Raw genomic sequence first — 12968 nt, 5'->3', positions numbered from 1 at the left:
GAAACGCCGTAGCGCCGATGGTAGTGTGGGGTCTCCCCATGCGAGAGTAGGGAACTGCCAGGCTTCAATTAAGAAGAACCCTCAGCGAAAGCTGGGGGTTTTTTGCATTCAGGCATCAGCAAAAGGCTGTTCACAGCCAGCCTGACAGAAAGCAGGACGTCACTGAGCTGAGTGCTGAACGCTGCGTGGCAACGGCACGAAGGGGGCGCCACACCGGCCTGTTCAGCCACAGTGCCACGCCGGGGAACACCTCCCTTCAGGTTATTCCTGTACCGTGCCCGGTGTATATCACTTGAAAGAGCGGGACAGAGCAGTGAACGTTGCGTGGACACTACACGGGGGCATTCATCAACAGTCTTCTCCGGTTAAGACGTGCTCACAGTGAAAACCGGAAGTTTTTTGTGCCCCGTATCCAGCAGCACACTACGCGATGTACTTCCTTCACGCCATTTGCAGACCTGGTTTTCCCCGTATTCCACCGTAACAATGCCCGGGCACCGGCCCGCAGACGAACCGCAATAGTTACCTTCGGGCTGCGTGTAACTGGTAAGCGACAAACCAAAGCCGACAATATATTTCCCTGGATTAGGTTAACTGAGCTAACTTCGTAGATTGGTTGTGAATGAACTGAAAAACACATAAATTATTCGGGTGTGGAAATAATGAGAGAAGATCGTAAGTTAATAATGGAAAAGGTCTGGTGAGAAGAAAGCCTTGCCTGAATTAGACAGGCAAGGAAAAGTGAATTACAGCATTCTGCTAATAAGCTTATCGATGCGAATCCGGCGTAAACGTCGAATGAGTTTACGAACCTTAACGGGGTAGTCTGCAATACTTTGCAGATCACGATAATGCTGAACGATGGTTGTGTGCTGGCGAATTAGCTGGAGTTCATGCTCTCGTGAAGACTCCAGTTCATTAAGCGGGTCGTGCACCAGAATGGCATTCTCAAGATCAAGCCGCCAGGCTCGAGGATTGAGGTTGTTACCCGTTAATAGCATCCACTCTGTATCTACCCACATACCTTTCAGGTGATAACTGTTATCGGCATCTTTCCATAACCGAACAATTAATTGACCACTGTTGACGTAGTATTGCAATCGGCTAATAAACCTGCGCAAATTTATCTCATAAAGATATGGCAGGGCACCAATAATTTTAAAAGGCTGATCTTCCGGAATATAGAAATCATTTGCAGTTTTATCACCTACAATAATTTCCACTTGTTTCCCAGAACGAAGTAACCCAATGATATTGCGTACCAAAATTGCGGGTAAATTAAAATAGGGTGTGCAGATGGTCAGTTTATGTTCAGTACACGGAATCAGGTGGCAAATTGTTCTATTGAGTAAACTGGATTTACCGAGACCAACTAATGGCGTTACCGATAATGTTTCGTTATCTGCATGCCCAGTATAGTGATAGCTACTTTCCCGTAGTTTCTGCCGGTATAAGCGAATATCGTTTTTGATATCCTGACTTTTAGGTCTTTCTTGGGCATCGAGCCGGTTTACAGCCATACCTGCCACCAGATTTTGTTTTACCCAAACGTAGAGTGTATCAGCCAGTGCAGCGTTACGAATTAGATGGTAGCGATCGTAGCGGTATTTCTCATGCTGATGGAGGTACACATCATTTAAACTGGCGCCGCTGTACAAGACAGCGTTATCGATAATGAAACCTTTGAAATGCAGCACGCCTAATGCTTCGCGTGTATTGATAGGAACACCATAGACTGGAATGACTGAATCAGGATGTTCAGACGCCATTCTGGCGTACCAATCTGCATTTGTATCAGAAGCAACAGCACCTATACGCCCGCGTTGTGCGCGGTGCCAGTCAACCAGCACTGTAACCTCTAACTCTGGGCGTAGTTTTTTAGCCTGATATAGAGCAGCAAGTACTGCTTGCCCGCCGTCATCCTGCTCCAAATACAGCGCAACAATACAGATACGCCGTGTCGCTGTTGCTATTTTTTCCAGCAGCGTTTCCCTGAAGTCTGCAGGGGAAAAAAAGAACTCAACATCATCAACTGATTGAGGAAGCTTTGGTAATTGGGCAAGGTGTTGTTGATGTTTATTTCGCTTAAGTCTGGACAACATCACAGTGCTAATCTTCTCTCTATTTAGGGCTGCCAGGATCTTGAACCTGGCGACTGAATCTGTCGATGATACCACTACAAGGCATGAATGTAGCTAACATATTCATAATTCAGACTCTGTTGACAGTGGCAGGGTCAGACTGACAATACCATCTTCCAGCATCGTCTCTATGCGAAACCCCAGTTTTTTGGCCAGCGTTATCATCCCCTGATTTCCAGGCATAGTGATCCCATTTAAATTATTGAGCCCATGATCCCGAGTATAGTTGATGAGTTTTTCCATCAATTTTCTCCCCAACCCCAAGCCCTTAAGATCAGAACGAACCAATACGGCAAACTCGGCATCTACATTATCGGGATCTGATATTGCTCTTGATACACCGATAATTTCATCGACACCGGATGTTGAACGAACGGCGACAAAAGCCATTTCACGATCGTAGTCTATCTGCGTCATGTTAGCTAAATCGTCATGGGTAAATTCATTGATTTCGCTGAAATAGCGGTAATAAAGATCTTCCTTCGTCACCTGGCTGATAAACAGTTGCAGCAAGGGTTCATCCTCGGGAAGAATAGGCCGAAATATACAGTTAGCACCACTTTTCAGTACAACTTGCTCTTCGAGCTCGTGGGGATAAGGGCGAATAACAAGCTGGTGTGGTGTTGTATTTTCTGGGGAAGTCAGTTGCAGTGTTACATCCAGTAAACTGAAATCACTTCCAGAGACCAGCAAGGGATGAATATCCAGTTTGCTGATTTCTGGGCAATCAATAATCAGGTTGGATACTTGTACCAGGATGTGGCTCAGTCCAGCAATATCCAGTGGTGATAAAGCACTTTGTCCGCGAATTTTTCCTAATTTAATTGCCTGAATGATCAAATAGCGCGCCAGATTCATATTCAGGGGAGGTAAGGCAACAACGGCTTGTTTATCTGGTTGCCAGTCCCGGCCTCCTTCACCCAGCATGATTAGCGGGCCAAACAGTGGATCGTTATCCACCTGAATACGGAGTTCCTGTGCTCCTGCTCGGTTAGCCATACTTTGAACCAGCAAACCATGGATACTTGCCTGAGGCCAGGTCAGCCTGACACGGTCAATAATCGCTTCTGCTGCATGCTCAACCTCTGCGGGAGTTCTGAGGTACAACATCACCCCTTGAACTTCTGATTTATGCGGAATGTCCGGTGAGCGTAATTTCAGGGCGACCGGGTAACCAATTTGCTCCGCAATATGGACAGCTTCAGCACTATCACCAGCAATCCATGTTGGCAATGTAACCAGACCATAAGCCTCCAAAATTGGGCGAACCTCATGGGTATCAAGGGTAGTGATGCCTTGCTCTAATGCCTGCTGCAATCTCCGGTGTGCTTCTGCTGTATTTTGTTGCAGGTTTGCGGGCAATGCTGGGGTTTCACGCAATTGCTTTTGGTTGCGCCGGTATTCAACCATATGCATAAAGGCAGTGATGGCACCTTCTGGTGTTCGGTAAGTAGGGATAGCCGCGTCACTGAATAACCGCCGGGCGTCAACCGAGGAATGCTCCCCACACCAGTTAGTCAGGATGGTAAGGCGTTTACCGCGCGGGTGTTGTTTCAATTGCTGGATAATCGCCTGAGCACACTCTGTTGCCGGGGCTGCGGCACTGGGGGCGTGAATAATCAGCAATGTATCGATATTGCTGTCATCAAGCATACAGCTTAGTGCCTGGCAATAGTGTTCGGGGGTAGCATCATCCCTTAAATCAAGCGGGTTACTGGCCTCCACACTGGCAGGCAGCTGCTTTGCCAGGTTGCTACAGGTTGCTTCAGTGAGTTCACTTAGCTTGCCATTTCTTAACCACAGCGCGTCAATTGCCAGGGCAGCAGGAGCCGCCCCGTTACTCATGATCATTATCTTCTCGCCCTTTAGCGGGCGCATGTGGCTGAGCGTTTCTACTGCGGAGAAAAGATCATGGGTATCCTGAACGCGCAGCATACCCGCGCGCTGAATGGCTGCATCCCACGCAATATCCAGCCCACCGTGGGTTTTGAGTAACATCCAGGCTTGTTCGCTACGGCCACTTTTGATAACAACGACAGGTTTGTTGCGGGAGGCACTTCTTCCGGCAGATACAAAACGGCGGGCATCAGAGAGGTGTTCAAGATACAGCAGAATAGCACTGGTCTTGCTGTCTCGGGCTAAAAAGTCGAGCAGTTCATCCACACTGATGTCCAGGCTGTCACCGAGAGCGATAAAATAAGAAAAGCCCATTTCACGCTGTTGAGCCCAGTCAAGGATAGTGTTCGATACCGCAGCAGACTGGGAAATAAATGCCAGTTTACCCTTACGAATAGGAACCGGAGAAAAGCTGGCATTCAACCCTTGCCAGGGAGCAAGTAACCCAAGGCTGTTAGGGCCAAGAATACGCATTTGCCATTGTTGAGCACAGGCGAGTAGCTCAGCCTGTTGCTCTGGGGGAGAAGAAAGCACAATGCACGTTTTGCAACCTTTTTTGCCCAGGGCTGCCAGTAATTCAATATTGCGTTTAGCATGGGTGCAAAGTACCGCGAGATCTGGCGAAAAAGGTAATGCACTTACTTCAGGCCATGCCAGAACACCACAAACAGCTTTCCATGCAGGTGTCACAGGCAATACAGGGCCTTTAAACCCGCCGGCCAGTAAGTTTTGCATCATCAGAAAACCTGCACGCCCTGGTTTCATTGACGCGCCAATAACGGCAATCGATGCAGGGCGTAATAGTGCTTCCAGTCCTCTCTGGCTCATCTTCCTCTCCCTAAGAGATATGACTCGCTGAGTTTAAATGCTTTCTTCCTGTTTTGCTGTGACCTTGTGTGAATGATGAGATTTTCCGGCGAGATAACGTTCGCGGAACAGCGTGAAATGCCGGGTTAATTGCCGGGATGCAACAACATCACCCGCGAGTTCCAGCAAGGCAATAGCAACTTCAGCTGTACAATATTGCCCTTCACCATGAGCTTCACGTAACTGGTAGGCGGAAGTAGCATTCAAATCAACAGAAATAACCGGTAGCGTGTCCAGCCAGGGGCTTTTGCGAAACATTTTTCGTGCTTCGCTCCATGTCCCATCCAACATAATAAAAAGTGGTGGTTTCCCGGTGGTAGGGGGGCGATGAAGTATCTCGCGTGACTCACCCGTATCATTGGCCGGAAATACGACCATAGGTTGCCAGTTACCTGATGATATTATTGATAATAGCTGCTCTGGTGGTTGGGTGCGTGACCACTGAAATGCGGTTGTCTCTGGCAGAATATCTGCAATCAGGCGGCCTGTATTACTCGGCTTTAATGGTTCAGTATCGTACATGAGTAAACTGAACTGGCTGCGTGAAGGTGCTGTAACCAGGGTGTCACACAAGCATTGTGCAAGTGCAAGCAGGCAGCGCTGGCAGCGACGAACCTTGTTACCACGGGCAAGAAATGGGCGAGTGGAAAGGGCGAGTCTTGCCTCGCGTAAACGGAGAACGGCGTTATCGTGCATGGAAGTGGCTTACAAGAAAAACGCCATTCTCTCAGAGTGGAGATATTGGAACAAGTTATTCAGGATTGTGGTTCCAAGCTTTCATTCAACCACTCATCAAACGGGGCTTTCGGCATAGCACCATTGAGCATATCCACCAGTTCACCTTGTTTAAACATCATGATAGTAGGGATACTACGGATACGAAAACGCGCACTTAGTTCCTGTTCGGCTTCGGTGTTGATTTTCACGAAACGTATATGTTCACGGCGTTCCTCGGCGACTTCTTCGAAAACAGGCGCGAAGTTACGGCACGGACCACACCAGGGAGCCCAAAAATCAATAACAACAGGCAGGTCATCTTTGAGGATAGTGTCCAGCGTTTTACTGGTAGCATTGATGATACTGCCATCGAACAGTGCGTGACCGCACCGGCCACATTTTGCGCCATCCTGGAGGCGTTCTTCGGGAAGGCGATTGATGGACTGGCAGGCGGTACATACTGTTTTCATAGTTAACCTCAACGATAATTCGTCACTGTGAAGTCACGGGTAAATGTTTAATATATGTTGCGTATTATTATTGTTAAGGTTGCTAACAGCAATGTGATTTATTCGATGGGTACAATAGTTGTTAGCTTTTGCGTAAAGGAAATAGATAACGCTTGCTACATCAGGTAATCTTCGCGCTTCGCGCAGCGCTGGTGGAGAAAGAGAATGAGCGACGAAATGAAAGGTAAGAGCGGTAAAGTTAAAGTGATGTATGTTCGTTCGGATGATGCCCCAAGTGAGCGAGGGCGTAATCCCCGCACGGGCAAAGGCGGTGGTCGTCCGGATAAGCCATCTCGGGGGCAGGGGAAAGGTCCACGTAAAGACACAGACAGCAAGGCGTCGCGCGAACGTTCTCCATGGCGTACTGTGTCCAGAGCGCCCGGCGAAGCAGAACAGCCTGAAGTGGATCATGGTGGTATTAGTGGTAAAAGCTTTATCGATCCGGAAGTTTTGCGTCGGCAACGGGCTGAAGAAACTCGCGTATATGGTATCAATGCTTGCCTGGCATTATTTCAAAATCGCCCCGAAGCGATTGTCCGTGGCTGGTTTGTTCAGAGCGTAACTCCACGCTTCAAAGAAGCATTACGCTGGATGGCTGCTAACCGCAAAGCCTACCATGTGGTTGATGATGAAGAACTGGCGAAAGCGTCAGGCACTGAACATCATGGCGGTGTGTGTTTCCTGATTAAAAAGCGCCGCGGTATTGAGGTGGATACCTGGGTAAGTCAGGCTGGTGAAACAGATTGTGTTCTCGCTCTTGAAGACGTCAGTAATCCTCATAACCTGGGGGGGATTGTTCGCTCCTGTGCGCATTTTGGCGTTAACGGGGTTTTGGTGAATGATGCCGGGTTACTGGAATCAGGTGCAGCAGTGAGAACAGCTGAAGGTGGGGCCGAGCATGTTAGCGCGATTACCTCCAGCAGCATTGAAGAAGCGCTGCGCCAGTTTAGGGCTGCAGGCTATACCATCGTTGGTACTTCCGGGAAAGGTGGTACACCTTTATTCTCAGCAGAGTTGCCTAAAAAGGTTGTTTTGCTGATTGGCCGTGAAGGCAGTGATGAGAAACATGAAGCGCTGCTCAATTCCGATTTGCATGTCTCGATTGATGGTACCGGCAACGCCAGCAGCCTGAATGTCTCCGTAGCCAGTGGGATTATTCTTGCTGAATGGTGGCGTCAGAATCACTAAGTATTATCAGGCGTAATAAAAAAGCCGGTGCATTGATTTTGCTCCGGCTTTTTTACAGCTGTTACGGTTGTGGTGCTTCAGGTAAATGAGGCACCCAGTCAATGGGGGACTGACCACGTTCAGCTAAATACTCATTGGCCTTGATAAAATGCCCACATCCAAAGAAACCACGGTGAGCAGATAACGGCGACGGGTGTGGGGCCTGTAAAACGAAGTGTCTTTGCCGGTCGATTATACTGCCTTTTTTCTGTGCATGTGCGCCCCACAACAGAAAGACGACACCTTCACAGTGCGCATTAATCAATGAAATTACTTTATCAGTGAATGTTTCCCAGCCAAAACTGGCATGAGAATGCGCTTTTCCTGCTTCAACGGTTAGTACGGTGTTGAGCAGCAATACCCCCTGGCGTGCCCAACTTTCAAGATAGCCATGGTTCGGGCGTTGAAAACCGGGTAATGAACCTTCCAGCTCTTTATACATATTCACTAGTGATGGTGGTGGTGCAATGCCTGGCAGGACAGAGAAAGCCAGCCCATGGGCTTGCCCCGGGCCATGATAAGGGTCCTGTCCCAGAATTACGACTTTGATATCGCCTAATTCGGTATAACGAAATGCATTAAACACATCTTTTGCTGGTGGGTAGACTGTAATACCAGCTCGGCGAACATCAGCCACTCTTTGCAGTGTTTCGATGAAATAAGGTTGCTGCTTTTCCTCTGCCAGCACATCGTGCCAGGTTAGTTTTCCTGCCATGCCTTTCTCCCACAATTTTGCTGGGGCTAGCTTACCGTGTTCACCCTGCGAAGCAAAATGCCACCTTCATTTTTGTTTATTTTGTTCAAATTTTTTTGAAAATTTACAAAACTTTTTTCCATCAGTGAAATGCATAAGTTGATGTAAAACAAATAGAACCATTAATGACCTTTTTATTCGAATGGTTTTTATTGATTAAAATCAAAGAATGCAGCCCTGGTGACTGGTATATAAACAATATCGCAACAATGGTTTTACCAATTGGCCAGGCACTGGCCATTAAAATCACGAACAACTGCTCTTAGGGAGACATAGCATGATTACTGGTATTCAGATTACAAAAGCTGCAAATGACAATTTGATGAATTCTTTCTGGCTGCTGGACAGCGAAAAAGGCGAAGCACGCTGCGTTTGTGCAAAAGCTGGTTTTGCCGAAGATGAAGTGGTTTCAGTAAGCAAACTGGGTGAAATCGAATATCGCGAAATTCCAATGGAAGTAAAACCGGAAGTCCGCGTTGAAGGTGGTCAACACCTTAACGTTAACGTGCTGCGTCGTGAAACACTGCAAGATGCAGTGAAACATCCAGAAAAATACCCGCAGCTGACTATCCGTGTTTCTGGCTACGCAGTGCGTTTTAACTCACTGACTCCGGAACAACAGCGTGATGTTATTGCCCGTACTTTCACAGAAAGTCTGTAATATCCGCACCAACAATTTATTCAGCGCCATACCTTCGGGTGTGGCGTTTTTTTGTATTCAGGGTGGGGGTAATTGAAATAAATAAGCCCACGCTTGAACATGGGCTTATATAGTGTTTGGCAGGTGTGCCAGGCCATTATGACTGTTTGTCAGTGCCTTCTGCTTCTGGTGCAGCCTGTTTGACTGAAGCTGGTTGGCGCCTTTTACCCACATTTTTGGTGTCACGGTGGCGCTGTTTCACTCTGCCTTTTGTTTTATTCTGCTCTTTTTTCTTGTCTTCACGGCGAGCTTTAACTTTCTTAGAGGGTTTCCCTTTCAGTTTGTCGCTCGGAGTTCTCGTGGTGGGCCGGAGCTCATCAATGACTCGCGATTTGAGTGGCTCCTGAATATAACGCCCAATTTTGCCCAGTAATAAATGGTCGTGGGCTTCAACTAACGAAATGGCTGTCCCTTTGCGCCCGGCACGGCCTGTTCTGCCAATACGGTGAAGATAAGTGTCTCCCCCACGCGGTAAGTCAAAGTTGAATACGTGGCTGACATCCGGAATATCAATACCACGGGCTGCGACATCCGTGGCAATAAGTACATTAACTCTGCCATCGGTCAGGCGCTTGATTGCTTCATTACGTTTAGCCTGAACCATTTCACCTTCAAGATAACAGGTTTGAATTCCGGCATCGCGCAGCCACCCGGCTAACTCATGAACACGTTCGCGCTTACGCACAAAAACAATGGAGCGCGTAACATCAGATTGACCAAGCAGATTTACCAGCAACGCAGTTTTATGCTCAACGTTGTCAGCACGGTAATACCACTGGTGGATTTTTTTACGCTCACGTACTGATGGCGTAGAAGACACTTCGGCCGGATCATCAAGCAGACGTTCGGCAAAATCTTTTATTGCTTGCCCTTCAAGGGTGGCGGAAAACAACATGGTTTGTTTACGCCAGCGAGTTTCACCTGATATATGCTCGATATCCTGGGCAAACCCCATATCCAGCATCCGATCCGCTTCATCAAGAATCAGCATTTCAACAGCACGGCAGTCGAAATTCTCTTCTTTTATGTATTGCAACAAGCGGCCTGTCGTTGCGACAACAATGTCCTGGTTCTCGCTGAATACTTCAGCATGGTTCATGTAAGCAACACCGCCAGTAATGGTGGCAATATCCAGCTTAGTATGGGCTGCCAGCTCTTTGGCATGCTCTGCAACTTGCATTGCCAGCTCGCGAGTCGGAGTAAGGATCAATACCCGAGGAGGCCCTGACTTTTTACGCGGAAAATCGAGCAGATGTTGCATCACCGGCAATAAGTAAGCCGCAGTCTTCCCGGTTCCGGTTGGTGCGGAGCCCAGAATATCGCGCCCCTCCAGTGCAGGAGGAATAGCTTCAGCCTGAATAGCCGTTGGGCGAGTAAAGCCTTTATCCTGAAGTGCATCCAGTAGGCTTTCATCAAGTTCGAGTTCGGAAAAAGTGGTTACAGTCATCATCTACCTCTGAGTGGGGGGGCGATTATAGACGTTTAGGCTAATATGTTCATCTCTAATATCATGAACCCCTTTTCCCTTAACGCCCTTTCTCCTATGCTACAACGGTTTCATGTAAAGGTGGCAAGTATGACCGGGCATAAAGCAGTACTTCGTCGGGGTGGTTTTACCTTCAAACAGTTTTTTGTGGCTCATGATCGTTGCGCGATGAAAGTCGGAACCGATGGTGTACTTCTGGGGGCCTGGGCACCGGTGGCCGGTGTAAAACGTATCCTGGATATTGGTACGGGTAGTGGCTTGCTGGCATTGATGCTTGCTCAGCGCACCCATGGCAATGCGTTCATTGATGCTGTTGAGCTTGATAGCGCCGCAGCAATTCAGGCTGGGGAAAATGTAGCTGCCTCGCCATGGGCCGATAAAATTACAGTTCATCAGGCGGATATCAAACAGTGGCATTTGCAGCATTCTGAGCGTTATGAACTCATTGTTAGCAACCCGCCGTACTTTGACAAAGGTGTATCCTGTGCCACACCTCAGCGGGAAGGTGCCCGTTATACTACGCAACTTGATCATGGCTCTCTTCTACAATGTGCAGCTGAACGCATCACTGAGCAGGGTTTTTTTTGTGTGGTGTTGCCAGAATCGATAGGGCAGGTTTTTGTATCGCAGGCAGAACAGCAAGGCTGGTATTGTCGTTTTCGTGCAGATATCACTGAGCATGAAGCGAAGCCGCCACACCGCGTGTTACTCGGTTTGTCTCCAACCTCAGGGGAATTCTTTGCGGAACGAATTGTTATCCGCGGGCCAGACCAGCATTACTCAGAAGCATACACCGGCCTGACCCAGGACTTCTATTTATTTATGTAGCTGGTGGGCGAGAGAATGCTCGGCCCGGATTCAGGTAATGTGTCTGGGTAATCCAGCGTATAGTGCAGACCACGGCTCTCTTTACGCATCAGTGCGCAGCGGACAATTAACTCAGCAACCTGAACCAGGTTACGCAGTTCCAGCAAATTATTGGAAACGCGGAAATTGGCGTAATATTCATGAATTTCTTGCTGCAGCATTGTAATACGCCGTAATGCCCGCTCCAGGCGTTTAGTGGTACGAACAATACCTACGTAATCCCACATCAACAAACGAAGCTCATGCCAGTTATGCTGAATGACAACACGTTCATCAGCATCATCGACGCGGCTTTCATCCCAGACAGGCAGTTTCTGAACATGCCTGATGGCCGGAAGGCGTTTGTTGATATCTTCAGCAGCAGACCAGCCATACACCAGACATTCCAGTAATGAGTTAGACGCCATACGGTTGGCGCCATGCAGCCCGGTATAGCTTACTTCTCCAATGGCATACAGCCCGTCAATGTCTGTTCTCCCATGCTCATCAATCATTACACCACCACAGGTATAATGTGCGGCTGGAACTACAGGTACGGGATCAGTAGTTAAATCAATACCCAGTTCTAACAGTTTTTCGTAAATCATGGGGAAGTGCTGGCGGATAAAAGGCGCGGGTTTGTGGCTGATATTGAGGTACATACAATCCGCGCCAAGGCGTTTCATTTCATGGTCAATGGCTCTGGCAACCACATCCCTTGGAGCCAGTTCTGCACGCTCATCTATCTCAGGCATGAAGCGGGAACCATCCGGGCGAGTCAGGTGTGCACCTTCGCCACGGAGTGCTTCAGTTAACAAGAAATTACGTGCCTGTGGGTGGAATAACGCAGTCGGGTGGAATTGATTAAACTCAAGATTAGCCACCCGGCAACCGGCTCGCCATGCCATGGCAACACCATCTCCAGAAGCAATGTCCGGGTTTGTCGTATACTGGTAGACCTTTGATGCTCCACCGGTTGCCAGCACAACAGAACGGGCTTTACAGGTCTCTACTTTTTCTTTTTCTCGGTTCCAAATCCAGGCACCGACCACGCGTCGGGTTCCGGATAACCCAATTTTGTCTGAAATAATCAGGTCGACGGCATTAAACCGTTCGAGAACCTGAATATTGGGGTGACTCAACGCCTGGCTGACCAGCGTGGTTTCAACCGCTTTCCCCGTAGTATCGGCAGAGTGAAGGATTCGGCGATGACTGTGCCCTCCCTCACGAGTCAGGTGATAGCCTGCTTCACCGTTGGGCTGAGTTTCAGTATCGAACATTACCCCTTGGTCTATCAGCCACTGCACACAATGACGGGCATTGCTGGCAACAAACTCAACGGCACTCTGTTCACAAATGCCTGCTCCGGCTACCAGCGTATCTTCCACATGCGCTGTAACACTGTCTGTCTCATCAAAAACAGCGGCAATTCCGCCTTGTGCATAAAAGGTAGAGCCTTCGCTGATAGGGCCTTTACTCAGTACAATCACCTTGTGGTTACTGGCAAGGCGTAACGCCAAAGACAAGCCAGCAGCTCCACTCCCTATAATCAGTACGTCACTAATATAATCAGATGAAGTTGTCATGATGTTGTGTTTAATTTACTAAACAAGATTAGCTGAGCATAGCACCAGGTTGCGAAAAAATGCACAATTTTTTTATTTTCGTAGCAAAGACTAAACAGCTTAAGCGGCGCAGGTCGGGATAAAGCGCAAACTTAAGTAAATATTTGCGAGGCTTGTCCTTAGTCTGTGATTTTGAGGTGAAAAAACATGATGCATGAGATACCCTGCACAAACTTGAACGCAAATTTCTGTTGCCAGAA

10 protein-coding genes are annotated in these 12968 nt (G+C 48.2%); 3 read left to right on the top strand and 7 right to left on the bottom strand.

Features of this window, described 5'->3' with window-relative positions:
• Positions 1-746: 746 nt before the first annotated feature.
• The 4 genes from pssA to trxC all read right to left on the bottom strand — a co-directional run bounded on the left by pssA (position 747) and on the right by trxC (position 6091).
• Positions 747-2102, bottom strand: a complete 1356-nt coding sequence (gene pssA / locus LC084_RS17080; RefSeq protein WP_226572375.1) for a CDP-diacylglycerol--serine O-phosphatidyltransferase — start codon at positions 2100-2102, stop codon at positions 747-749.
• A gap of 102 nt (positions 2103-2204) precedes the next feature.
• A complete protein-coding gene (locus LC084_RS17075) occupies positions 2205-4865 on the bottom strand; it encodes a bifunctional acetate--CoA ligase family protein/GNAT family N-acetyltransferase (protein WP_226572369.1) in 2661 nt (886 codons plus the stop codon).
• A gap of 33 nt (positions 4866-4898) precedes the next feature.
• Positions 4899-5600 (bottom strand): tRNA-uridine aminocarboxypropyltransferase, encoded by a 702-nt coding sequence (locus LC084_RS17070; RefSeq protein WP_226572368.1) that lies wholly within the window; start codon positions 5598-5600, stop codon positions 4899-4901.
• A 59-nt stretch (positions 5601-5659) separates the two neighbouring features.
• Entirely contained in the window at positions 5660-6091 is a 432-nt protein-coding gene (gene trxC, locus LC084_RS17065) for a thioredoxin TrxC (protein WP_226572367.1), read from the bottom strand.
• A gap of 204 nt (positions 6092-6295) precedes the next feature.
• Here trxC and LC084_RS17060 point away from each other — a divergent pair, with 204 nt between their 5' ends.
• The gene (locus LC084_RS17060) at positions 6296-7318 is read left to right on the top strand and encodes a tRNA/rRNA methyltransferase (RefSeq protein WP_226572366.1); all 1023 of its coding nucleotides are present in this window, start codon (positions 6296-6298) and stop codon (positions 7316-7318) included.
• Between the two features lie 61 nt (positions 7319-7379).
• Here LC084_RS17060 and ung read toward each other — a convergent pair whose 3' ends face one another.
• Complete coding sequence (gene ung, locus LC084_RS17055; RefSeq protein ID WP_226572365.1) at positions 7380-8072, bottom strand: uracil-DNA glycosylase; 693 nt, start codon at positions 8070-8072, stop codon at positions 7380-7382.
• A gap of 316 nt (positions 8073-8388) precedes the next feature.
• Here ung and grcA point away from each other — a divergent pair, with 316 nt between their 5' ends.
• On the top strand, positions 8389-8772 hold the full coding sequence (gene grcA, locus LC084_RS17050) for an autonomous glycyl radical cofactor GrcA (RefSeq protein WP_226572364.1): 384 nt from the start codon (positions 8389-8391) through the stop codon (positions 8770-8772).
• Positions 8773-8908: 136 nt separating this feature from the next.
• On the opposite strand, the gene srmB is transcribed toward grcA, so the two are convergent.
• Entirely contained in the window at positions 8909-10258 is a 1350-nt protein-coding gene (gene srmB / locus LC084_RS17045) for an ATP-dependent RNA helicase SrmB (RefSeq protein WP_226572374.1), read from the bottom strand.
• 129 nt (positions 10259-10387) lie between these two features.
• On the opposite strand from srmB, the gene trmN reads away from it, so the two are divergent.
• The gene (trmN, locus tag LC084_RS17040) at positions 10388-11125 is read left to right on the top strand and encodes a tRNA(1)(Val) (adenine(37)-N(6))-methyltransferase TrmN (RefSeq protein WP_226572363.1); all 738 of its coding nucleotides are present in this window, start codon (positions 10388-10390) and stop codon (positions 11123-11125) included.
• Here trmN and nadB read toward each other — a convergent pair.
• On the bottom strand, positions 11110-12729 hold the full coding sequence (gene nadB, locus LC084_RS17035; protein ID WP_226572362.1) for an L-aspartate oxidase: 1620 nt from the start codon (positions 12727-12729) through the stop codon (positions 11110-11112). The two genes, trmN and nadB, sit on opposite strands and share 16 nt — an antisense overlap.
• Positions 12730-12968: the final 239 nt, after the last annotated feature.

The organism is Mangrovibacter yixingensis (assembly GCF_020523985.1).
Lineage (GTDB): Bacteria > Pseudomonadota > Gammaproteobacteria > Enterobacterales > Enterobacteriaceae > Mangrovibacter > Mangrovibacter yixingensis.
This window is presented reverse-complemented; position numbering and strand designations above follow the sequence as displayed.

Excerpts from the sequence above, each read along its gene's own strand:
- grcA (WP_226572364.1), top strand. The coding sequence starts at position 8,389 with ATGATTACTGGTATTCAGATTACAAAAGCTGCAAATGACAATTTGATG.
- LC084_RS17070 (WP_226572368.1), bottom strand. The coding sequence starts at position 5,600 with ATGCACGATAACGCCGTTCTCCGTTTACGCGAGGCAAGACTCGCCCTT.
- LC084_RS17075 (WP_226572369.1), bottom strand. The coding sequence starts at position 4,865 with ATGAGCCAGAGAGGACTGGAAGCACTATTACGCCCTGCATCGATTGCC.
- LC084_RS17060 (WP_226572366.1), top strand. The coding sequence starts at position 6,296 with ATGAGCGACGAAATGAAAGGTAAGAGCGGTAAAGTTAAAGTGATGTAT.
- trxC (WP_226572367.1), bottom strand. The coding sequence starts at position 6,091 with ATGAAAACAGTATGTACCGCCTGCCAGTCCATCAATCGCCTTCCCGAA.
- nadB (WP_226572362.1), bottom strand. The coding sequence starts at position 12,729 with ATGACAACTTCATCTGATTATATTAGTGACGTACTGATTATAGGGAGT.
- pssA (WP_226572375.1), bottom strand. The coding sequence starts at position 2,102 with ATGTTGTCCAGACTTAAGCGAAATAAACATCAACAACACCTTGCCCAA.
- srmB (WP_226572374.1), bottom strand. The coding sequence starts at position 10,258 with ATGACTGTAACCACTTTTTCCGAACTCGAACTTGATGAAAGCCTACTG.
- ung (WP_226572365.1), bottom strand. The coding sequence starts at position 8,072 with ATGGCAGGAAAACTAACCTGGCACGATGTGCTGGCAGAGGAAAAGCAG.
- trmN (WP_226572363.1), top strand. The coding sequence starts at position 10,388 with ATGACCGGGCATAAAGCAGTACTTCGTCGGGGTGGTTTTACCTTCAAA.